Annotated in this window: 16 protein-coding genes; 4 read left to right on the top strand and 12 right to left on the bottom strand. The window is 63.6% G+C overall.

Translation table 11 applies throughout. The annotated features are described in order from the left end of the window. Positions 1-2,067, bottom strand: a complete 2,067-nt coding sequence (locus M2267_RS03785) for a pseudouridine synthase (RefSeq protein ID WP_429112589.1) — start codon at positions 2,065-2,067, stop codon at positions 1-3. Between the two features lie 73 nt (positions 2,068-2,140). On the opposite strand from M2267_RS03785, the gene M2267_RS03780 reads away from it, so the two are divergent. After that, on the top strand, positions 2,141-2,590 hold the full coding sequence (locus tag M2267_RS03780; RefSeq protein ID WP_043618390.1) for a nucleoside deaminase: 450 nt from the start codon (positions 2,141-2,143) through the stop codon (positions 2,588-2,590). A gap of 43 nt (positions 2,591-2,633) precedes the next feature. On the opposite strand, the gene M2267_RS03775 is transcribed toward M2267_RS03780, so the two are convergent. From M2267_RS03775 to M2267_RS03755, 5 genes are all read right to left on the bottom strand, one after another. Beyond that, positions 2,634-3,113, bottom strand: a complete 480-nt coding sequence (locus M2267_RS03775; protein WP_043618387.1) for a GNAT family N-acetyltransferase — start codon at positions 3,111-3,113, stop codon at positions 2,634-2,636. Between the two features lie 112 nt (positions 3,114-3,225). Further along, positions 3,226-3,846 (bottom strand): hypothetical protein, encoded by a 621-nt coding sequence (locus tag M2267_RS03770; RefSeq protein ID WP_043618384.1) that lies wholly within the window; start codon positions 3,844-3,846, stop codon positions 3,226-3,228. A gap of 127 nt (positions 3,847-3,973) precedes the next feature. After that, complete coding sequence (ileS, locus tag M2267_RS03765) at positions 3,974-6,883, bottom strand: isoleucine--tRNA ligase (RefSeq protein ID WP_429112584.1); 2,910 nt, start codon at positions 6,881-6,883, stop codon at positions 3,974-3,976. A 244-nt stretch (positions 6,884-7,127) separates the two neighbouring features. Beyond that, positions 7,128-8,114 carry a bifunctional riboflavin kinase/FAD synthetase gene (locus M2267_RS03760; protein WP_192447675.1) on the bottom strand — a complete coding sequence of 329 codons (987 nt, stop codon included), beginning with the start codon at positions 8,112-8,114 and terminating at the stop codon, positions 7,128-7,130. Between the two features lie 13 nt (positions 8,115-8,127). After that, a complete protein-coding gene (locus M2267_RS03755; RefSeq protein ID WP_192447677.1) occupies positions 8,128-8,976 on the bottom strand; it encodes a TIGR01459 family HAD-type hydrolase in 849 nt (282 codons plus the stop codon). 434 nt (positions 8,977-9,410) lie between these two features. Between M2267_RS03755 and groES the strand changes: the two genes are divergently transcribed. From groES to M2267_RS03740, 3 genes are all read left to right on the top strand, one after another. Next, on the top strand, positions 9,411-9,707 hold the full coding sequence (gene groES, locus M2267_RS03750; RefSeq protein ID WP_004675403.1) for a co-chaperone GroES: 297 nt from the start codon (positions 9,411-9,413) through the stop codon (positions 9,705-9,707). Positions 9,708-9,767: 60 nt separating this feature from the next. Beyond that, positions 9,768-11,408 carry a chaperonin GroEL gene (groL, locus tag M2267_RS03745; protein WP_043618373.1) on the top strand — a complete coding sequence of 547 codons (1,641 nt, stop codon included), beginning with the start codon at positions 9,768-9,770 and terminating at the stop codon, positions 11,406-11,408. Positions 11,409-11,937: 529 nt separating this feature from the next. Continuing rightward, complete coding sequence (locus tag M2267_RS03740; protein ID WP_043618371.1) at positions 11,938-12,387, top strand: hypothetical protein; 450 nt, start codon at positions 11,938-11,940, stop codon at positions 12,385-12,387. Positions 12,388-12,498: 111 nt separating this feature from the next. Here M2267_RS03740 and M2267_RS03735 read toward each other — a convergent pair whose 3' ends face one another. The 6 genes from M2267_RS03735 to hisS all read right to left on the bottom strand — a co-directional run bounded on the left by M2267_RS03735 (position 12,499) and on the right by hisS (position 21,030). Beyond that, positions 12,499-15,297, bottom strand: a complete 2,799-nt coding sequence (locus M2267_RS03735; RefSeq protein WP_429112575.1) for a bifunctional diguanylate cyclase/phosphodiesterase — start codon at positions 15,295-15,297, stop codon at positions 12,499-12,501. A 216-nt stretch (positions 15,298-15,513) separates the two neighbouring features. Continuing rightward, a complete protein-coding gene (locus M2267_RS03730) occupies positions 15,514-16,737 on the bottom strand; it encodes an NAD(P)/FAD-dependent oxidoreductase (RefSeq protein ID WP_043618428.1) in 1,224 nt (407 codons plus the stop codon). An 87-nt stretch (positions 16,738-16,824) separates the two neighbouring features. Continuing rightward, the gene (locus M2267_RS03725; protein WP_043618366.1) at positions 16,825-17,532 is read right to left on the bottom strand and encodes a glutathione binding-like protein; all 708 of its coding nucleotides are present in this window, start codon (positions 17,530-17,532) and stop codon (positions 16,825-16,827) included. Positions 17,533-17,678: 146 nt separating this feature from the next. Further along, on the bottom strand, positions 17,679-18,374 hold the full coding sequence (gene hisG / locus M2267_RS03720; RefSeq protein ID WP_043618363.1) for an ATP phosphoribosyltransferase: 696 nt from the start codon (positions 18,372-18,374) through the stop codon (positions 17,679-17,681). Next, positions 18,371-19,513 (bottom strand): ATP phosphoribosyltransferase regulatory subunit, encoded by a 1,143-nt coding sequence (locus M2267_RS03715; RefSeq protein WP_429112569.1) that lies wholly within the window; start codon positions 19,511-19,513, stop codon positions 18,371-18,373. Before M2267_RS03715 ends, hisG begins: the two co-directional genes overlap by 4 nt. Positions 19,514-19,518: 5 nt before the next feature. Then, positions 19,519-21,030 carry a histidine--tRNA ligase gene (hisS, locus tag M2267_RS03710; protein WP_429112566.1) on the bottom strand — a complete coding sequence of 504 codons (1,512 nt, stop codon included), beginning with the start codon at positions 21,028-21,030 and terminating at the stop codon, positions 19,519-19,521. Between the last annotated feature and the right edge of the window lie 415 nt (positions 21,031-21,445).

Below are 21,445 nucleotides of genomic sequence, written 5' to 3'. Positions count from 1 at the left end.
TTAGTTTCCTCTGCCGCGCGGCTTGCCGCCACCGGCCGGGCGTCCAGCGCCACCGGGGCGACCAGCGCCACCCGGACGTCCGCCGGGTTTTCCACCGCCGGGCTTGCCGCCACGCGGGCCACCGGAGCGTTCGCCGAAGGATTTTCCACCCGAGGGCTTGCCGCCGAACGACTTGCCGCGCGGCTTGTCGCCAAACGGACGGTCGCCGCCTTCGCGACGCGGCGGACGGTCACCGTCTGCGCGCGGAGCCCGCGGCTTGTCAAAGCGGCGATCACCGCCTTCGCTGCGGGCGGGACGGTCGCCGAACGAACGCTCTCCGCCTTCGCGGCGCGGCGGGCGGTCACCCTCGGCGCGCGGCGCGCGCGGCTTGTCGAAACGGCGTTCGCCACCCTCGGCACGGGCCGGACGGTCACCGCGCGGGCGATCTCCACCCTCGCGGCGCGGCGGACGATCTCCGTGATCGCGCGACTTGCGGTCGCCGCCATCAAAGGACTTGCGACGATCGAAGCCGCCATCCCGGCCTTCGTCGCGGCGACGAACCGGCTCGGCGGCACTGATCCACTCGCCGTCCTCGTCACGGCTCTTGACGAAGGGGCGGGCCGGCTTGTCGGCGCCACGGCCGAAATCCTTGGAAGCGCCCTTGCGGTCCGGGTCGAACTTGCCAGTCGTCTTCGTCGCCAGGCCATCCTTGTTGCGGCCGTAGCGCTTGGACTTCGGTGCGCTTTCCGGACGCTCGCGACGGGCGGACTTCTCGGTGGCGTCGCCGTCAACGGACTTCGGCTTCTTCTCGGCAAGCGGGCGGGCGCCCGGCGCCATCCAGACATTGGCCGTGCGGGCGCGCTGCGCCGGCGCACGCTTCGGCCGGTCCTCGAACTTGGCGTCGCGGTCGTCGCGCGGGCCACCCTTGCCGCGGGGGCCATCGCGACGATCGTCGCGGCGGGTGTCGAGCCGCGACAGAGCACGTTCGCGCTTGTCCTCAGGCTTTTCCCAGCGGTTGGAGCGTTCCGGCCGGCGGGTATCGCCGCCATCGTCGTCCGCGGCATCGCCGGCAACGGTTGCTGCCTGGTCGTTGTAGAGCGGCGCGTCGAAGTTCGCCTTGGCGTCCTCGATCAGGCGCGGTCCCAACTGGTCGCGCAGGGTGCGTCCGCGGATTTCCTGGACATGCCCTTCCGGCAGTTCGCCGAGCTGGAACGGGCCGTAGGAGATACGGATGAGGCGGTTGACGTCGAGTCCGAGCGCGCCGAGCACGTTCTTGATTTCGCGGTTCTTGCCTTCGCGAAGCCCCATCGTGATCCAGACGTTCGAGCCCTGGACGCGGTCGAGCGTCGCTTCGATGGCGCCATAGAGCACGCCGTCGACGGCGATGCCGTCCTTCAGCCTGTCGAGCGCTTCCTGATCGATCTCGCCATGGGCGCGCACGCGGTAGCGGCGCAGCCAGCCGGTCGACGGCAATTCGAGCACGCGGGCAAGTCCGCCGTCGTTGGTCAGCAGCAGCAAGCCTTCGGTGTTGATGTCGAGACGACCGATCGACAGGACGCGCGGCAGTTCGTCCGGCAGGTTCTCGAACACCGTCGGCCGTCCCTCGGGATCGGCATTGGTGGTCACCAGGCCGGCTGGCTTGTGGTAGAGCCAGAGGCGCGTGCGCTCGATGCCGCGGATCGGCTGGCCGTCCACCTCGATCGCATCGGCAAGCGTGGCGTTGACGACGGGCGTATCGAGGATAACGCCGTTGAGCTTGATGCGTCCTTCCATGATCATCCGCTCGACGTCGCGACGCGAGGCAACGCCGGCACGCGCGAGGATCTTCGAGATACGCTGCGGTTCGTCGGCCGCCGCTACAGCCGCAGCCGGACGTTCCCGGGCCGGACGCGAAGCGCCGGCCTTGGGATCAGACGTCTTTGCATCGAAGCTCCTGCCGGGGCCCTTGGCACCGAAAGATTTCGGGCCGGAAGCCTTGGCTCCTGCAGCCTTTTTCGGCGCAGCGCCCTTCTTGTCGGCGAAATGCGGTTTCTTGTCCCGGCCAGCGGACTTGCCGCCAGGCCGCGTGGGCTTGTCTTTGGATGTCATTTGTGTTGCCTGCCTTTTGCGGCTGTCCTATCAGGTCGCGGCCCGTGGGTTAAGAGAAATTATTGTTTGAGCGATGGCTGAGACGACACGCTTCATGGATGTGGCCCTTGAGGAGGCCCGCAAGGCTGCCGAACGCGGCGAAGTGCCGATCGGCGCCGTGGTGGTTTTCGACGGCCGGATCATTTCGCGCGCCGGCAATCGCACCCGCGAACTCAACGACGTGACCGCCCATGCGGAGATCGTCGCCATCCGCGAAGCTGCCGCCGTCCTCAAGGACGAAAGGCTGACAGGCGCCGATCTCTACGTCACGCTCGAACCCTGCACCATGTGCGCAGCGGCGATTTCGTTTGCGCGCATCCGCCGCCTCTATTACGGCGCCGACGACCCGAAGGGCGGCGCGGTCGACAGCGGCGTGCGTTTCTTCGGCTCGCCCACCTGCCACCATGCGCCCGATGTCTATTCGGGCCTTGCCGAGCGGGAAGCTGCCGATATCCTCAGGGATTTCTTTGCCGGCAAGCGGTGAGACCCCTTAGCGCCTTGCGACGGCGTGACTTCCTGAAATCGCTTCAGTCGGCGGCGAAGCTATCGAGTGCCGCGCCAGACAGGCGGTAGCGCGTCCATTCGGACATGGGCTCTGCGCCAACCGATTCGTAGACGCGGATCGCCGGTTCGTTCCAGTCGAGCACGCTCCATTCGAAGCGGCCGCAGCCTTCCTCGACGGCAATCTTAGCCAGATGCTTCAGGAGCATCTTGCCGGCGCCGGAACCGCGGCAATCCGGGGTGACGTAAAGATCTTCGAGGTAAAGCCCCTTGCGCGCCTGCCAGGTGGAATAGTTGTAGAACCACATGGCAAAGCCCGCCGGCTTGCCATCCTTCTCGCAGATCACCGCGCGGGTGATCGCGCCGGGACCGAAGAGCGAAGCCTGCAGCATCTCGACCGTCGCCTCGACGGCGTCGGGCTCCTTCTCGTAGATGGCAAGTTCGGTGATGAAGCGCAGAATGGTCTCGGCGTCTTCCGGGCGGGCGTCACGAATGCTGATGGTCATGGCTCAGGCGCTTCTCAAGCACTTCCAGCAAACAAACGCGCGTTTCGCCGGAACTGCATGGATCAAGGGGAGAGAGGCATTTCGCCGTTTCAACGAAACGGCGAAAACGGGTTTAGAAGGGCCAATACCACTTGGAGCCGGAATTCTTGATCTGCGCCTCCTTCTTGCGGCGGCGCTCCTTGTCCTTCTCCGGCTCGCCGAGATCGGTCTCGGTGCCCTCAGGCAGGCGACGGTAGTCGAGCGGCGGATCGCTCAGGAAGCGGCGCTTGTCGGAATAGGCGCCCATTTCGATCTTGCGCCCTTCGCGATAGGCCTCCTGCTGCTCCTTTGCGGAGAGACGGCGACCGTTGGCGCTCGCCTTGGCAAGCGGCGAGACATAGTTCGGGTTGTTCTTGTTGGCGTCGGCCTCTTCACGCAGGCGCTTGCGCACCTCTTCCGGAGACTCGACCCATTCCGGGTTTGCCTCGCGGCTGGCAAGCGATTTCTGCGGCTCGACGAGCGAGGCCTGCTGGGCCGACGGCGGCAGGACGAGGCCCGGACGCGGCTGGTACTTGACCGGATCCCGCTTCGGCGGCCCGAAGCTTGCGACGCTCCCGAGGTCGTCCATGAGCTGTTCGCCAGCGGTCTTGTCCGTGCCATAGGTCGGGCCACCGATGCAGCCCGTAAGCACCAGGCCGCTCGTCAAAATGGCGGCCACGCTGGCAAGCACTCGCAACTCTCGCGTCATTTCCATGAGATTCCTTCCAGCCGGCCACCGGTCAGCGCGGCCACTCAAGCGCCCATGGCGGAGAAATCCGCCAAATTTCGGGCAGGTTTTACCGGATGAACGCAAGGAGTGCAATTCATCCGGTAACAATGCGTTAAGCCTTGAAACCAAGCTCGCGCAAGGCAGCGGCATCCCGGGCAGACACGTCCGGGTAGAGTGCGTCAGAACCGACGTCGGTCGTGATCCGCCAGGAGCGGGCGCATTTCTGACCTTCGGCAAGCTTCGGCACGACGCTGACCTTGGCCACTTCGGCCAGGCGGAACGCGTCGGCCGGACCTTCGGTGGCTTCGACGGTGATCCCCGAGGTGATGCAGATCTCGGCGAAGTCCTGGCCTTCCAGCGCCTTCAACAGCTCCGGATCGGCGACGTGGACGACCGGTGCAGCCTCCAGCGACGAGCCGATGCGCTTGTCCTTGCGCTCGATCTCGAGCGCGCCGGTGACGACGGTGCGAACCGCGCGGATCTTTTCCCACTTGGCTTCGAGCGCATCGTTCTTCCATTCCGCCGGGATCGCCGGGAACTGTTCGAGATGCACCGACACGGCATCGGGCTTGCGCGACAGCCAGGCCTCTTCCGTGGTGAAGGGCACCATCGGCGCCAGCCACAGCACGAGGCAATCGAAGAGCTTGCGGATCACGGCGAGAGCCGAGCGCCGGCGCAGACTCGACGGCGCGTCGCAGTAGAGCGCATCCTTGCGAACGTCGAAATAGAACGCCGAGAGTTCGACATTCGAGAAATCGATCAGCGCGCGGGCGATCTTCTTGAAGTCGAAGGCGTCGTAGCCTTCGCGCACGACCTGGTCGAGCTCGGCCAGGCGATGCAGCATCAGCTTTTCGAGTTCCGGCATCTCGGCATAGGCAATCTCTTCGCCCTTGTCGTGGGCGAGCGTGCCGAGCATCCAGCGGATCGTGTTGCGCAGCTTGCGATAGGCGTCGATGTTGGTCTGGATGATCGTCTTGCCGAGACGCTGGTCTTCCCAATAGTCCGTCGTCATCACCCACAGGCGCAGGATGTCGGCGCCGGCATCCTTCATCACCTCTTGCGGGGTGACCGTGTTGCCCTTCGACTTCGACATCTTCTCGCCCTTCTCATCCATGGTGAAGCCATGGGTGACAACGGCGTTGTAGGGTGCGCGGCCGCGCGTGGCGCAGGCCTCGAGCAGCGAAGAATGGAACCAGCCGCGATGCTGATCCGAACCTTCGAGATAGACGTCGGCCGGCCACTTCAGGTCCGGACGGTCTTCGAGCGTGAAGGTGTGGGTCGAACCTGAGTCGAACCACACGTCGAGGATGTCCATGACCTGGTGCCACTTGGCATGATCGTGGTCGTTGCCAAGGAAGCGATCCTTGGCGCCTTCGGCGAACCAGGCATCGGCGCCTTCCAGTTCGAACGCATCGAGGATGCGGGCGTTGACGGCCTCGTCGATCAGGATTTCGCCCTGGTCGTCGGCGAAGATCGCGATCGGCACGCCCCAGGCGCGCTGACGCGAGAGCACCCAGTCCGGACGGCCTTCGATCATCGCACGCAGGCGGTTCTGGCCAGCACCCGGAACGAAGCGGGTGTCGTCGATCGCCGAAAGGGCGCGCGAACGCAGCGTCGTGCCGTCGCCGAAGGCCTTGTCCATGTAGACGAACCATTGCGGCGTGTTGCGGAAGATCACCGGCTTCTTCGAGCGCCAGGAATGCGGATAGGAGTGCTTCAGGCGGCCGCGGGCAAAGAGCGCGTGGCGACCGATCAGCGCCTTGATGACACGCTCGTTGGCATCGCCCTTCTTGCCCTTGTCGTCGATGACGCGACCGGCGCCACCTTCGGCGTCCGGGCCGAAGCCATGGGCGTCAGCGGTGAAGTAGCCGGCGTCGTCGACCGTGAACGGGATCGCCGAGGAGATGCCGCGGGCTTCGAGCGCGCGGGCATTGTCCATCCAGGCGTCAAAGTCCTCGCGACCGTGGCTCGGGGCCGTGTGCACGAAGCCGGTGCCGGCATCGTCGGTGACGTGATCGCCGTCGAGCAACGGCACCTTGAAGGCGTAGCCGCCGCCCAGACCGTGCAGCGGATGGGCGCAGGTCACGGACGACAGTTCATCGGCCTCAAGGTCGCGAACGAAGTTGAAGGTGAGCTTGGCCTTGGCGGCGGACTCGTCTGCCAGGCGCTTGGCAAAGATCAGCTTCTCGCCCGGCTGCGGGCCGAAGTCGTTCTCGGCGGTCGCCACCTCATAGAGACCGTAGGCATAACGCGAGGAATAGGCGATGGCGCGGTTGCCGGGGATGGTCCAGGGCGTGGTCGTCCAGATCACGACGAAGGTGCCGGCAAGGCTGTCGGGACCTTCGGTGACCGGGAACTTCACCCAGATCATGTCGCTTTCGATATCGGCGTATTCAACTTCGGCTTCGGCCAGTGCCGTGCGCTCGACGACCGACCACATGACCGGCTTCGAGCCGCGATAGAGCTGGCCGAGCTTGGCGATCTTCATCAGTTCACCGGCGATGCGCGCTTCGGCGTGGAAGTTCATCGTCGTGTAGGGATTGTCGAAGTCACCCTCGATGCCGAGACGCTTGAACTCCTCGGCCTGGACCTGGATCCAGCCGGCGGCGAAGTCACGGCATTCCTGACGGAATTCGTTGACCGGAACCTCGTCCTTGTTCTGGCCCTTCTCGCGGTACTTCTCCTCGATCTTCCACTCGATCGGCAGACCGTGGCAGTCCCAGCCGGGTACGTAATTGGCGTCGAAACCGCGCATCTGGAACGAGCGGTTGATGACGTCCTTGAGGATCTTGTTCAGCGCGTGGCCGATGTGGATGTTGCCGTTGGCGTAGGGAGGACCGTCGTGCAGCACGAACTTTTCGCGGCCGGCAGCCGACGCACGCAGCTTCTTGTAAAGGCCCATCTTCTGCCAGCGGGCCACCGTTTCCGGTTCCTTCTGCGGCAGGCCTGCGCGCATCGGAAATTCCGTCTGCGGCAGATAGAGGGACGAGGAATAGTCGATCTTTTCAGCGGTGTCGGTCATGGTTTTTGCAATCGCTTCTTCGCGCGAACGGCCGCGCATACGAAATGGGCTCGGTATCGAGAGATGACTGGGGCGTCGGAAACGCCGAAATCCCGGACCTTCCGGCTGATCACAGCACGCGGAAGGCCGGGCCAATAATTCGCTGATCGATGATCAATCGACGGTGCCGGGTCATGGTGGCCGGTTGTTTAAGGCGTTTTCCGCCTTTTGAAAAGGTCCGCCGCCGCGCGAAGACCGAAATCTTTTATCGGGCGAAGTTGAGCCTGCGGTCGATGTCGCCGAGCGGCGTGACGCCGGAAAGCAGCGCGCGGGCTTCGGCCTCGTCCTGACGGATCTGCGCAACGAGCGGATCGAGGCCATCGAATTTCAGTTCGTCGCGCAGGTGACCGAAGAAGGTCACGGCGCAGACCTCGCCATAGAGATCACCGGAGAAATCGAAGACGAAGGTTTCGAGCAGCGGCTCGCCGTCGCTATCGACCGTCGGCCGGCGGCCGAAGCTCGCGACGCCGTCGTAGAGCGAGCCGTCGGCGCGACGAAAACGCACGGCATAAATGCCGGGCCGAAGTTCCACCTCGGGCGCAAGCCGCATATTGGCGGTTGGAAAACCGAGTTCGCGGCCGAGCTTCTTGCCGCCAATCACCTCGGCTTCGACGAGATAACGGTAGCCGAGCATGCCGGCGGCCTGCGCGACATCGCCCTCGCCGAGCAGCGCGCGGACGTAGCTCGACGAGATGACGGACGCATTTTCATCACGGAAGGCGTCGACCAGCGTCACGCCAAACCCGTTGTCGCCGCCCGCCGCCATCAGAAACGCAGGGCCACCCTCGCGACCCTTGCCGAAATGAAAGTCGAAACCGGTCACCACATGCGAGGCATGCAGCCATTCGAGCAGGATGCGATGGATGAAGTCCGACGCAGAAAGCTGCGAGAAGGTACGATCGAAGGGATATTCGATGACGGCGCCGAAGCCCATGCCTTCGAGGATGCGCGCCTTCAACGGCGCCGGCGTCAGCCGGAAGACAGGCGTGTCCGGGCGGAAGACGGTTCGCGGATGCGGTTCGAAGGTGAGCACGAGCGCCGGCACGCCGCGCGACTTCGCCTCTTCCAGCGCCCGATTGAGAACCGACTGGTGGCCACGGTGCACGCCGTCGAAATTGCCGATGGCGACGACACCACCGCGCAAGTGCTCCGGAAGCGGATCACGGGTCTCGTTGCGATGAAAAACCGTCATCTCCGTCTTCCCGTCAGGCGAGCCGTGGCATCCAATATTTCGGCGAGGCGCCCTCCTTCTTGAGGAAGGCGGCAAGCTTCGCCTCGTCGGTCCGGCTTTCGTTCATGTATTCCTGGGCATGGATACCGGCGCTGATATAGAGCAGATCCAGGCCCGCATCCTGCGCGCCCTTGACGTCCGTCGGCATGCCGTCGCCGACAGCGATGACGCGGGTGAGGTCGATCGGTCCGCGCGCAGCCTTCGCCTCGCCGAGGGCGGCGCGGTAGATCGCGATATAGGGCTTGCCGGCAATGCGCGCCTCGCCGCCGAGTTCCTCGTAGAGCTTGGCAATCGCGCCGGCGCAAGGGATCAGCCGGTGGCCGCGTTCGACGACCAGATCGGGATTGGCGCAGATGAACGGGATCTTGCGCTTGGCAAGGCCGGTGAGGGTCGCGCGGTAGTGCTCCGGCGTTTCGGTCTCGTCGTCATAGAAGCCGGCGCAGACGACCGTCTCGGCATCTTCCGAGGAAACGATCTGCGTCCCCAGGCCCTCGAGCAGCGGCAGGTCGCGCTCGGCGCCAATGAAGAAGATCTTCTTGTCGGCGGCAGCGATCAAAGCCCGGGTCACGTCGCCCGAGGTGACGATCCGGTCATAGGCTTCGTCGGGCACGCCGAGGCTGCGGATCTGCACCTTCACCATCGGGCTCGGGCGCGGCGAATTGGTGATGAGTACGACGGTCAGCCCGGCGGCACGCGCCTCGGCCAATGCTTCACAGGCGGAGGCGAAAGCCTGCACGCCGTTGTGAAGAACGCCCCAGACGTCGCACAGAACGACATCGTAGCGCTTGGCGATTTCGCGAAAACTGTTGATCCTTGCGGCCATTCTGGCTTCCTGCAAACACGGTTTCCGGCTTGCATGGCAAGGAAGGCAGGAGATTACAAGTCTCGTCTCCCGAAAAAGGCGCCCCTTCCCAAGGATTCCGGCGGCGTCGAGAGCCAGGAAAAAATGCGTTGTGGACGCCGCCCGCCACGCAGAAGCACTTTGTCGTGGTTATCAACCGTCAAAATCCGGCCGATGCCACGCATCGACGCGATCGCCTAGATTTCGCCAAGAATGAGGCTAGGCTGCCTACGCCCTCGCCTGCTGCGCCCGTCCATGGCAACTGCCGTCAGCAAAAAATCTAGGCGCCGATCCTTGACTCACCCCATACCCAAGCTTATCTCGGCATCGCTAGCACTCGATAAATGAGAGTGCTAACACCCATCCATCGGGTCCATCTGCGATCCGTAGTGTCATTTGATCGAGGGATTAGACTAATGGCAAGCACCAACTTCCGCCCGCTGCACGACCGCGTCGTCGTTCGCCGCGTCGAGTCTGAAGAGAAGACCAAGGGCGGGATCATCATTCCGGACACCGCCAAGGAAAAGCCGCAGGAAGGCGAAATCGTCGCCGTCGGTTCGGGCGCCCGTGACGAAAGCGGCAAGGTTGTCGCTCTCGACGTCAAGGCTGGCGACCGCGTTCTGTTCGGCAAGTGGTCGGGCACCGAAGTCAAGATCAACGGCGAAGACCTTCTGATCATGAAGGAAGCCGACATCATGGGCATCATCGGCTGATCCAGCCGTCGTCCACCCTTTTCATGACAACCAATGGGCAATGAGCCCGGGAGTTCTCTAATGGCTGCAAAAGAAATCAAGTTCGGCCGCACCGCGCGCGAAAAGATGCTGCGTGGCGTCGATATCCTCGCTGACGCCGTAAAGGTCACGCTCGGCCCGAAGGGTCGTAACGTCATCATCGACAAGTCCTTCGGCGCTCCGCGCATCACCAAGGACGGCGTATCGGTCGCCAAGGAAATCGAACTCGAAGACAAGTTCGAAAACATGGGCGCCCAGATGGTCCGCGAAGTTGCTTCGAAGACCAACGACATCGCCGGCGACGGCACCACGACTGCAACCGTTCTTGCCCAGGCGATCGTTCGCGAAGGCGCCAAGGCCGTTGCTGCCGGCATGAACCCGATGGACCTGAAGCGCGGTATCGACCTCGCTGTCACCGAAGTCGTCAAGGATCTCCAGGCCAAGGCCAAGAAGATCAACACTTCGGAAGAAGTTGCACAGGTCGGCACGATCTCGGCTAACGGCGAGCGTCAGATCGGCCTCGACATTGCTGAAGCAATGCAGAAGGTCGGCAACGAAGGCGTCATCACGGTTGAAGAAGCCAAGACCGCCGAAACCGAACTCGAAGTCGTCGAAGGCATGCAGTTCGACCGCGGCTACCTGTCGCCCTACTTCGTCACCAACCCGGAAAAGATGGTCGCTGACCTCGACGACGTCTTCGTTCTCCTCCACGAGAAGAAGCTCTCGAACCTCCAGGCCATGCTCCCGGTTCTCGAAGCTGTCGTTCAGACCGGCAAGCCGCTCCTGATCATCGCTGAAGACGTAGAAGGCGAAGCCCTCGCAACGCTCGTCGTCAACAAGCTGCGTGGCGGCCTCAAGATCGCTGCCGTCAAGGCTCCGGGCTTCGGCGACCGCCGCAAGGCCATGCTCGAAGACATCGCCATCCTGACGGGCGGCACCGTGATCTCCGAAGACCTCGGCATCAAGCTCGAAAACGTTACGCTCGACATGCTCGGCCGTGCGAAGAAGGTTTCGATCTCCAAGGAAAACACGACGATCGTCGACGGCGCCGGCCAGAAGGCCGACATCGAAGGCCGCGTCGCCCAGATCAAGGCCCAGATCGAAGACACCACCTCCGACTACGACCGCGAAAAGCTGCAGGAACGTCTTGCCAAGCTCGCTGGCGGCGTTGCCGTGATCCGCGTTGGCGGCTCGACGGAAGTCGAAGTGAAGGAAAAGAAGGACCGCATCGACGACGCTCTCAACGCGACGCGCGCTGCTGTTCAGGAAGGCATCGTACCGGGCGGCGGCACGGCTCTCCTGCGTTCGGCCTCCAAGATCTCGGTCAAGGGCGTCAACGAAGACCAGGAAGCCGGCATCAACATCGTTCGTCGCGCTCTGCAGGCTCCGGCCCGCCAGATCGCCGAGAACGCTGGCGATGAAGCTTCGATCGTTGTCGGCAAGATCCTCGACAAGAACGAAGACAACTACGGCTACAACGCCCAGACCGGCGAATATGGCGACATGATCGCCATGGGTATCGTCGACCCGGTCAAGGTCGTTCGCACCGCCCTTCAGGACGCAGCTTCGGTTGCCGGCCTCCTCGTCACGACGGAAGCCATGATTGCCGAACTGCCGAAGAAGGACGCTCCGGCCGGCATGCCTGGCGGCATGGGCGGCATGGGTGGAATGGACATGATGTGATAAGGCGATAAGCCTTCTTGCATCAGCGATCCAATCCGGATCGGAAAGGCGGCCCTCGGGTCGCCTTTCTTGTTTTTTATCAATGCCATTCATCGCCGGTGAAGCATCTGCCGAACAGCCGGCAGGAAAAAACCCATCGGTTGTAGTCAGGCTTCAAAAAACCGTTGAAGTCGAAAAAAAACGAACTATAACAGCGCCCCAAGTGAGCGAAGATTGAGGGGAGACTGGGCGGCACACTTGAGGCAGGCGGGCAATCGCCGGGGCTTTTTCGTATTCGCTGCCCATCCGGAAAATCTTCGAGACTATACCTAAAGAATAAAAGTATTTAATCGCAAATTAAGCCGACACTCTCCTTCGAAATAAGTTCGCCGGCGAGATCCACTACCATCTATCGACCTTTCTACTTGAGAAAACACCCACACCATGTGGCGTGCGCTCTCGTATTGGTCATGTCGGGCGCAGTTTGCACATTGGGACGCGTTTCCCTGGGGCGCCGAAGGCGGCTCCGGGAACTCTGCTGGGGTAGACCGTGTTTAAGATCACCAGAGCAAATTCCGCTCCCCTCGGCGTTCCGGGACAGCCGCATCCCGGCCTTCCGCATCATGAATTCATGGAGCAGTTTTGCGTCTCCGAGGGATGGTCCGGCGACCTGTCGACGGGCCTGTTCCGTCTCGGCGAGAAGGCGGCCGCCATCCATGGCCTGCGCGACGGGGAGTGCGGCCTTCTGAACTTCGTTCGCTGCTACGATCCGGCCGATCGCAACCACGTGCTCGAATTGTTCGAGCAGGCGGCGACGAGCTGCTCGTCCTTCTGCTTTTCGACGACGATCGCGCTGGAGGAATCCGGCCAGAAGCAGCCGCTGTTCTGCATCGGTGAATCTTCCGGCCTCGAACAGCGCTATTCCGGCATGATCACCGGCATCTTTTTCTTCCCACGCTTTCTCGTGGAAGTCGCGGGCCGCGCGCTGCTGCGCCAGTAAACCCGCCCTGCCCGCCCGCGGGCTCGGGTGTAGATCATCCCTGATCAGATACCTGGCCGTCGCAACCGCCCGATGGGCGATTGCGGTGAAGGCGTGCGGCGGAAGCGCGGCTCAGGCGGCCGCCGCGTCGTCCTTGCCCGTGAAGAGCACCGTGATCGGCGCCGGGCGGCCTAGCAGATAGCCCTGCGCCTCATCGCAGCCCTCGGCCTGCAGAATATCGAGCTGCTTCTGCGTTTCGACGCCTTCGGCAAGAACCGGCACGGACAGGCTCTGGCCGAGCGCAAGAATGGCGCGCACGATCGCCTTGGCCTGCGGGCTGCCCTCCACTTCCCACATGAAGCTCCGGTCGAGCTTGATCTTGTCGAAGGGGAAGGAGCGCAGCGTCTCGAGCGACGAGTAGCCGGTGCCGAAGTCGTCGATCGCGATGGTGACGCCGAGTTCCTTGATCTGGCGCAGCGTCAGCAGCGCCCGCTCCTTGTCGTCGATGATCGTCGATTCCGTAATTTCGAGCTCCAGCCGGTTCGGGTCGAGACCCGTCTCGGCAAGCACGTCCTGCACCAGGCTGACGATGTCGCCGTTGGCGAGCTGGACCGGCGAGAGGTTGACCGCAATCTTGTGGCTGCTCTCCCAGCCCGCCGCCTCGCGGCAGGCTTCGCGCAGCACCCATTCGCCGATCGGCAGGATCGCGCCGCACTCCTCGGCAAGAGGGATGAACTCGCTCGGAGGCACCATGCCGCGTTCCGGATGGCTCCAGCGCAGGAGCACCTCGTAGCCGATGACGGCTCCGGTCATCACAGACTTCTGCACCTGGTAGTGCAAGGCAAGCTGCTTCTTCTCGACCGCGTCCCAGAGATCGTTGGCAAGCGCGCGCCGCTGGCGGGCGGCCTCGTCCATCGACACCTCGTAGAAGCAGACGGTCTGGTTGAGCGCAGCCTTCGCCCGGTACATGGCGAGGTCGGCATTATTGATCAGCGTGTCGGCCGTCTCCGCGTCCTGCGGATAGATCGCGACACCCATGCTGCCGCCCGACTTGAGCTCGAAATCGCCAAAGCGCATTTCCTCGTGCAGGCTCTTTTCGATGCGGCGCAGGAAGTCGTTGAGCTCGGAGAGTTCCTCGAAGCGCTTGACCGCCGCGAACTCGTCGCCACCCAGGCGCGCCACGAACTCGCCCTCCTGCAGCAGGCCCTTGACGCGCTGGGCGATCGTCACCAACACGAAGTCGCCGGCGGCGTGACCGTGCAGATCGTTGACTTCCTTGAACTTGTTGAGATCGATGCCGATGACGGCGACCTTGCGGTTGAACCAGGCGGCTGCGTCCAGTTCCTCTTCGAGATAGCTGCTGAACTGCAGCCGGTTCGGCAGGCCCGTGAGGCTGTCGTGGCGGGCAAGGAAGGTGATCTGCTCCTCGGTGTCCAGCCGCTCGGTGATATCCTCATAGGTGCTCACCCAACCGCCATCGGGCAGCGTGCGATGCTTGGTCAGGATCGAACGGCCGTTGACCAGCTTCTCGACGATATCGCCGCCGCCGTTGCCGACCATTTCGATGCGGTGCTTCTGGTAGAGTTCGTCGGCCTTGGTCCGCGCCATTTCCGGATCGGAGTAGATGCGGGCAAAGACGATGTCGAGGATCTCGCGGAAGGTCAGCCCCTTGCCGGCGAGCGTCTCGGAAAAGCCGAAGATTTCGCGGCAACGACGGTTCGACAGCAACAGCCGGTCGTTGCTGTCGAACAGGCAGATGCCCTGCGACATGTTTTCGAGCGCGACGTCGAGATTGTTGCTGACCTCGGCGATGCGATCGGCGTCAAGCTTCGCCTTGGTGATGTCCTTGACGATCTTGATGAAGCCGGCGTGTTTGCCCTCATCGTCCATGAAAGGGTCGAGCACCACATGGGCCCAGAAGCGGGATCCGTCCTTGCGATAGCGCCAGCCTTCGTTCTCGTACTTGCCATCGGCCAGCGCGACCTCGAGCGCCCGCTGCGGTACGCCGTCGCGCTGATCCTCCTGCGAGTAGAAGCAGGCGAAATTCTTGCCGACGATTTCCTCGCCCTTATAGCCCTTGTTGGCCTCGGCGCCGGCGTTCCAGCTGGCGACGCGGCCGTCGGTGTCGAGCATGTAAATCGCGTAGTCCTTCACGCTGCGCACGAAGCGGGCAAATTCCCGTTCGGCAGCGGCCGCGGAAAGCTCGGCATGATGGGCGAAGCCGGCGGCGATCAGCACCATCGACAGCAGGAAGAAGGCCGTGCCGGCGATGACGAAGGCAAGCAGGTGCGGCTGGATCATGCCCGCATGGGTCGGCGTCAGCAGATCGGCCTCGATCGTGACCGCGCCCATGGCGGTGAAATGCAGCGCGACGATCCCGAGCGTCATCAGCAGGGTGGCAAGGACTTTCGCCTTCAACCGGTTGCCGATGCTGGCGATCGTACGCAGGGCGGCGATATCGAACAGCGAGCCGACGACCACGGAGGCGACGACCAGCGTCGCATCCCAGCGGATGCTGCCCGGCACGTCGAGCGCCGCCATGCCGAGAAAATGCATGCAGGCGACGCCGCCGCCGAGAACGAAGCCGCCGGCAATCCAGCCGAGCCGGTCCTGAACATGGGTGGCGATCAACAGTGCCGTCGTGGTCAGGGTAATCGCGACGGCCAGCGACAGGCCGGTGAGATCCATCTGGTAGCCGAGGACGACGCCGGGGTCGTAAGCGAGCATGGCGATGAAGTGGGTCGCCCAGATGCCGAAGCCGCTGGCGATGCCAGCCGCCGTCGCCCAGATCGCTTTTGCCTTGCCCGAGGAGCCGCGAGCACGCTGCAACAGCGTGACTGCTCCGTAGCTCGCGAGGAAGCAGACAAGTGCGGCCAAAACGACCAGTCTGGGATTATGCTCGACCACCAGGCATGTAAGAACCTTGAACATCGCCAATCGCCTAAATCAACAACCACAGGGAAACGAGACCTCTCGCCTCCAGTTAATCGATCTGTGTTGCCGGTAGGTGATTTAAGGAAATGATAAATCGTCGCTTTGCCGCCCGGTTGCGCGGCAAAACAATAGTGGCGTCGTTAATGAAAATTGAAACCAAGCCGCCTTGAAGTTGCACTTTGCAAAAGGCGCTGCCTGGCGTGGTTTCGCCGCCTATGCTTGCGACAGCAGCGCCTTGAGGTCGGATTGCGGATCGGCGATGACGGCCCGGTCGGGGTTGACGCCGGTCTCCAGCATCTTCTTGCCGGTCACATAGGCCTTGGCGTCGTTGATCGCGTCGACGGCCACCAGGCGCCCCTGCCGGAAATACCAGACCGACACGCTGCCTTCGCGCTGGCCGGGCCTGACGATCGTTTCGTCATGGCCGAGCCCGAAGCCGGCGATCTGCAACTTGACGTCATACTGGTCGGACCAGAACCAGGGCTTGGGCTCGTAAGGGGCGTCGCTGCCGGCAAGGATCGCGGCGACCGCTTCGGCCTGATCGACGGCATTCTGTACCGACTCCAGCCGGATGCGCAGATCCTCGAAGGGCAGAACGGCGCAATCACCCATCGCGAAGATCGCAGGATCCAAGGTGCGGCCGTGCGCATCGACGACGATGCCATTTGCGGTTTCGAGCCCGGCATCATGCGCCAGGCGATCATTGGCGGTCACGCCGATGCCGACGATGACGACGTCGACCGGCAACGCGGAGCCGTCGGAGAGTTCCGCTGCGGTGACACGGCCATTGTCGCCTACGAGGCGGTTGAGGCCGGTGCCCTCGCGGATATCGACGCCGCGACCACGATGAATGTCGCGCACGAGGCCCGATGTCGCCGAGGAGGCTACACGCTGCAGGATGCGGTCGGCCATTTCGATGACCGTGACGTCCAGCCCGCAGGTGCGCGCGACGGCCGCCGCCTCGAGGCCGATGTAACCGCCACCGATGACGAGCGCGCGACGGCCGGGCTTCATCTCCTCGGCAAGGCGATCGGCATCCCTGAAGTCACGAACGACGAAGACACCCTCGAGATCGCCACCGACAGAGGCGGGCAGCCGGCGCGGCGTGGCGCCGGTGGCAAAGGCCAGCACCTCATAGTCGAGCGACGTGCCGTCGCTGAGCGTCACCCGCTTGCCGGCCCGGTCCAGGCCTGTCACGGTCGTTTCGAGGCGCAAGTCGACCGCGTGCTCGCCGTACCAGGCTTCCGGCCGGTAGAGCAGCCGGTCGAGGCTCATCTCACGCAGGAGATACTTTTTGGAGAGCGGCGGGCGCTGATAGGGCAGGCTTGCTTCGGAGGCGACGATGGTGATCGGCCGCTCGTCCTTCAGTGCACGCAGCTTGGCAACCAGAGCAAAGGCGGCCTGACCGCCACCGACAACAACAAGCCTTCCGGACACGCTTCCCACCTGCCTTTATTCATCTGTACAACAAGGCCTAGCCTTCCGCCCGAGCTTCGTCAACTCTGGCACAGGCCACGCCGTTTGCTATTCCTTGCGCGGCACATCCATGCCCTTTAGAGCCGCCGGGCGCGAGAGGCCGCGCTCGACCCAGGCCATCACCTTCGGGAAGCTCTTGTAATCCAGAACCTCGGCGCCGCCATAGAATCTGCGCGCGCCCTCGACCCATGGGTAGGTGGCAATGTCAGCGATCGTGTAGTCGTCGCCCATCAGCCATTGCCGCCCTTCAAGTCGGGCTTCGAGCACGCCGAGCAGCCGCTTGGCTTCGTCACGGTAGCGCTCGACGGGGTAGGAATTGTTGGCGACCTTGTCGGCGGCGAACTTGAAGAAGTGACCGAACTGCCCGAACATCGGGCCGACGCCGCCCATCTGGAACATCACCCAGGCGATCGTTTCGTAACGGCCGGCCGCGTCGGCAGGCAGCAGCTTGCCGGTCTTTTCCGCGAGATAGATGAGGATCGCGCCGGACTCGAACAGCCCGATCGGCTTTCCATCCGGGCCGTTGGGATCGATGATCGCCGGGATGCGGCCGTTGGGGTTGAGCGAGACGAACTCGGGCGACTTCTGATCGTTGGTATCGAAGGCGATGCGGTGCGGCTCGTAGGGCAGGCCCAACTCTTCGAGCGCGATCGAAACCTTCACGCCGTTCGGCGTCGGCAGCGAATAGAGCTGGATGATATCAGGGTTTTTCGCCGGCCAGCGCTTGGTGATCGGAAAGGCGGACAGATCGGCCATGAAGGTCTCCTGGAACGGAACAGCGGGAAACGGCAGGAACGCCGCGCGCAGGACTTACATAGGAGTGGAGGGCGCGCCTTTTGAGGGCCCTACTTTATTTTTGTAACCGCGGGATCGTGAGATCCCGCCCTGCCCCGTTTGCAGCATCAAAGCACGCTACGAACGGCCGCAATAATCCGTGCCACGACCGGATCGCCGTCGTGGGCGGCCTTGCGCGCCCGAACGAGGCAAGCCTCGGAACGCAGGATCACGCCGTCCGTCAGGATCTTCAGGTGGTTTGCCTTCAGCGTCGAACCGGTCGAGGTGATGTCGACGATGATGTCGGCCGAACCGGAGGCCGGCGCGCCTTCGGTGGCGCCAAGGCTCTCGACGATGCGGTAGAGCTGGATGCCGTGGCTGCCGGAGAAATGGTTCTGCGTCAGCCGCCAGTATTTGGTGGCGATCGCCAGACGGCGACCGTGGCGGGCGCGGAAATCGGCGGCAACGTCGCCGAGATCGGCCATGGTGTCGACGTCGTACCAGACCTCAGGGACTGCGACGACAACGTCGGCATGACCAAAGCCCAGACGGGCGCAGAATTCGACGCGCGCGTCGGCGTTGGCGAGACCCTCGCGCACGAGGTCTTCGCCGGTCACGCCGAAATCGATCGAGCCGTTGCCGAGTTCGCGCGAGATTTCCGACGCCGAAAGGAACGCGATCTCAACGTCGTCGGCGCCTTCGACGCGGCCGCGATAGGAGCGGTCGTTACCGACGGCAACGATCTTCAGGCCGGCGCGTTCGAAGATCGCCGAGGCGTCATCCTTCATCCGCCCCTTGGACGGCAGCGCGATGGTGATGGTCATTGAGCGCCTCCTTCAGAGGCAATCGCCTTTTCGATGCGGTCGAGCCAGAGCGAGAAGCCAACGGCCGGGATGTGCTCGCGGGCGCCGAGCAGGGTCAGCAGCCGATCGAAGCGGCCACCGCCGGCAAGAACGGCATGCGTGCCGGCAAGCTCGACCTCGAAAACAAGGCCAGTGTAGTAGTCGAGCGGGCGACCGAAGGCCGCGCGATAGCGAATGGCGCCGATGTCGGCACCGGTCTTGGTGAGTGCGGACACACGGGCATCGAAGCGGGTGAGCGCATCATCGATCTTGAGGCCGGATTTCTGCGCGAAAGCGAAGAGTGCGGCCGGCGCCTCGGCAAGCGGCACATCGAGCGCCAGGAACGCAGCGACATGGTCCAGCGTCTTGCGGTCGAGCCGCGTGTTCGCCAGCTCCATCTTTTCCTTCAGCCGGCGCGCGATGTCCTCAGGCGAGCGGCTGGCATTGGTCGAATAGCCGGTCGCTTCCATCGTTGCGGCAACATGCGCGACGAGACGCTCCTCGTCCTCGAGCAGGCCGTCCATCGACAGCCGCACCACTTCGGGACCGAAGACGCCGACGGTCCGCGGATGGGCAAGCTCGGTCAGAAGCTTCTGCAGGTGCTTCTGGTCGCCGAAAGCGTGGATCAGCCGCTTCTGCCAGCCGGCCGGCAGGCCACAGGCGCCAACGACGGCTTCAAACACCGCCTGGTCGCCGAGCGTCACGCTGAGGGACTGGCCCGGCACCCGGTTGGCGACGATGCGCATGGCGTCAGAGACGGCGCGCGCATCGGCTGCCGCCGTGTCGGTATCACCCAGATCCTCGATGCCGGCCTGGTAGAATTCGTTGCCGCCTTCGCGGCGCTGGCGGAAGACCTCGCCGAGATAGGCATAGCGCTTCGGCGTTCCAGTGACCGCCTCGATATGGCGGAGACAGACGGGGATGGTGAATTCCGGCCGCAGGCACAGGCTCTCGCCGGTCTCGTTCTCGGTCATGAAGATACGGCGGCGCAGATCCTCGCCGGCCATCGCGAGGAAAGGCTCGGCCGGCTGGATCACCGGGGTGTCGACGCGCAGCGTGCCGAGGCTTTCGAAGTCGGCAAGCAGCGCATCGGCAAAAGCAGGCAGATTGATGAGGGCCATGGTCGTCAGCCCCTTGCCCGATCCTCGGCCTGCGCCGTCAGCATCTCGCGCACCTTCTCGACCAGTTCGGCCGTCGGCACGGAAACCTGGGCCACGCGCGCCTCGCGCCAGGCCGCATTGTCCTCGATCTCACCGGACAGGCGCTTGCCCTCGATCAGATCCTTGATCTGCACGACACCGGCGGCGCGTTCGTCGCCGCCCTGGATGATGGCAAGCGGCGAGCCACGGCGGTCGGCATATTTCAGCTGGTCGCCAAAGTTCTTCTTGTTGCCCTGGTACATTTCGGCGCGGATGCCGGCATGGCGCAGCTGCTGCACGAAGCGCTGATAGTGGCCCATCGCCTCGATGTCGCGGTCCATCACACAGACGACAACAGGTGCGAGCACGTCCGAGGCACCGAGCTTTCCGAGGTTCTTCAGCGCCGTCATCAGGCGGGAAACACCGATCGAGAAGCCGGTTGCCGGTACGGGCTGACCCATGAAGCGCGACACGAGGCCGTCGTAACGACCGCCACCGCCGACCGAGCCGAAGACGACCTTCTCGCCCTTCTCGTTGGTCACAGCAAACTGCAGCTCGGCCTCGAAGACCGGGCCGGTGTAATATTCGAGACCACGCACGACCGAGGGATCGATCTTGATGCGGTCGGCCCCGTAGCCGGCGCTGACGACCAGGCTGCGGATGGTGTTGAGTTCCTGGACGCCCTCGCCACCCCTGGCGGTGCCTGAAACGAGCGCCGCCAGTTCGTCGGCGCTTTCGGCATAATTCTGGATACCGACGAAGAACAGGACCTTGTCGATCTGCTCGGCATTGAGGCCAGCACCCTTGGTGAAGTCGCCGCTCTCATCCTTGCGGCCTTCGCCGAGCAGGAGCCTGACACCTTCGGGGCCGAACTTGTCGAGCTTGTCGATGGCGCGAAGTACCGTAAGCCGCGCATTCACCTTGTCGTCGCCGCCAAGGCCGATCGCTTCCATCACGCCGTCGAGTACCTTGCGGTTGTTGACGCGGATCACGTAGTCGCCGCGTGCGATGCCGAGGGCTTCCATGGTGTCGGCCATCATCATGCACATTTCGGCATCCGCCTGGACGCCGGCGGCACCGACGGTGTCGGCATCGAACTGCATGAACTGGCGGAAGCGGCCCGGGCCCGGCTTCTCGTTGCGGAAGACGTAACCGGCGCGATAGGTGCGGAACGGCAGCTGGATTTCGTTGAAATTCTCGGCGACGTGACGGGCGAGCGGCGCCGTCAGGTCGTAGCGCAGCGACAGCCACTGGTCGTCGTCGTCCGTCAGCGAGAAGACGCCCTCGTTCGGCCGGTCGCTGTCGGGCAGGAACTTGCCGAGTGCATCGGTGTATTCGAACAGCGGCGTTTCGACCGGATCGAAACCATAATGCTCGTAGACCGCCCGGATCTTGCCGATCATTTCGTCGGTCGCGCGGATATCGGCAGCGGAGCGATCGACGAAGCCGCGCGGAAGACGCGCCTTGAGCTTCTGCGGTTTCTTCTGTTTCTCGGTCATGGGAGCATTCCGGACTGTCACGTGTTGGCTGCTTTCCCTATCGGATCAGTCGAGGTGCGGCAAGGGTTTGGACCGCGCAAAGCGTTCGCCCGGACCATACGCCGGCGCTTTGCGCCTAAGCCAGGTACGGGTCGGCTTCGCATCACGCACCATCGCGACGCGCCGGGGAGGACTTGACCTCAACCACAAGGCGTATTAGACAGCATGCAATCACTAAAAGTTTATCGCCCGACCGATCGACGACGTTCCGGCTGCAGCGGTGATCGGCTATCTTCGCGGCCAAGGGCCGAGTACCCACAAACGAATTCTCGCTGCAATGACTGCATCGGGGAAACACTTCAATGGCAAACAACGCATCGAAGCGCCTTGCGGCAATGGCGGTCTCCAGCACGAGACATCACGTCCGCGCGGCGAG

This window comes from Ensifer sp. KUDG1, assembly GCF_050434285.1.
Classification (GTDB): Bacteria; Pseudomonadota; Alphaproteobacteria; order Rhizobiales; family Rhizobiaceae; genus Ensifer.
Note: the sequence above shows the minus strand (reverse complement) of the source record. Positions and strands in the feature narration are given on the sequence as shown.

Bases quoted from the DNA above. Each gene is read 5' to 3' on its own strand.
- M2267_RS03785 (WP_429112589.1), bottom strand. From the start codon at position 2,067: ATGACATCCAAAGACAAGCCCACGCGGCCTGGCGGCAAGTCCGCTGGC.
- M2267_RS03780 (WP_043618390.1), top strand. From the start codon at position 2,141: ATGGCTGAGACGACACGCTTCATGGATGTGGCCCTTGAGGAGGCCCGC.
- M2267_RS03775 (WP_043618387.1), bottom strand. From the start codon at position 3,113: ATGACCATCAGCATTCGTGACGCCCGCCCGGAAGACGCCGAGACCATT.
- M2267_RS03770 (WP_043618384.1), bottom strand. From the start codon at position 3,846: ATGGAAATGACGCGAGAGTTGCGAGTGCTTGCCAGCGTGGCCGCCATT.
- ileS (WP_429112584.1), bottom strand. From the start codon at position 6,883: ATGACCGACACCGCTGAAAAGATCGACTATTCCTCGTCCCTCTATCTG.
- M2267_RS03760 (WP_192447675.1), bottom strand. From the start codon at position 8,114: ATGACGGTTTTTCATCGCAACGAGACCCGTGATCCGCTTCCGGAGCAC.
- M2267_RS03755 (WP_192447677.1), bottom strand. From the start codon at position 8,976: ATGGCCGCAAGGATCAACAGTTTTCGCGAAATCGCCAAGCGCTACGAT.
- groES (WP_004675403.1), top strand. From the start codon at position 9,411: ATGGCAAGCACCAACTTCCGCCCGCTGCACGACCGCGTCGTCGTTCGC.
- groL (WP_043618373.1), top strand. From the start codon at position 9,768: ATGGCTGCAAAAGAAATCAAGTTCGGCCGCACCGCGCGCGAAAAGATG.
- M2267_RS03735 (WP_429112575.1), bottom strand. From the start codon at position 15,297: ATGTTCAAGGTTCTTACATGCCTGGTGGTCGAGCATAATCCCAGACTG.
- M2267_RS03725 (WP_043618366.1), bottom strand. From the start codon at position 17,532: ATGGCCGATCTGTCCGCCTTTCCGATCACCAAGCGCTGGCCGGCGAAA.
- hisG (WP_043618363.1), bottom strand. From the start codon at position 18,374: ATGACCATCACCATCGCGCTGCCGTCCAAGGGGCGGATGAAGGATGAC.
- M2267_RS03715 (WP_429112569.1), bottom strand. From the start codon at position 19,513: ATGGCCCTCATCAATCTGCCTGCTTTTGCCGATGCGCTGCTTGCCGAC.
- hisS (WP_429112566.1), bottom strand. From the start codon at position 21,030: ATGACCGAGAAACAGAAGAAACCGCAGAAGCTCAAGGCGCGTCTTCCG.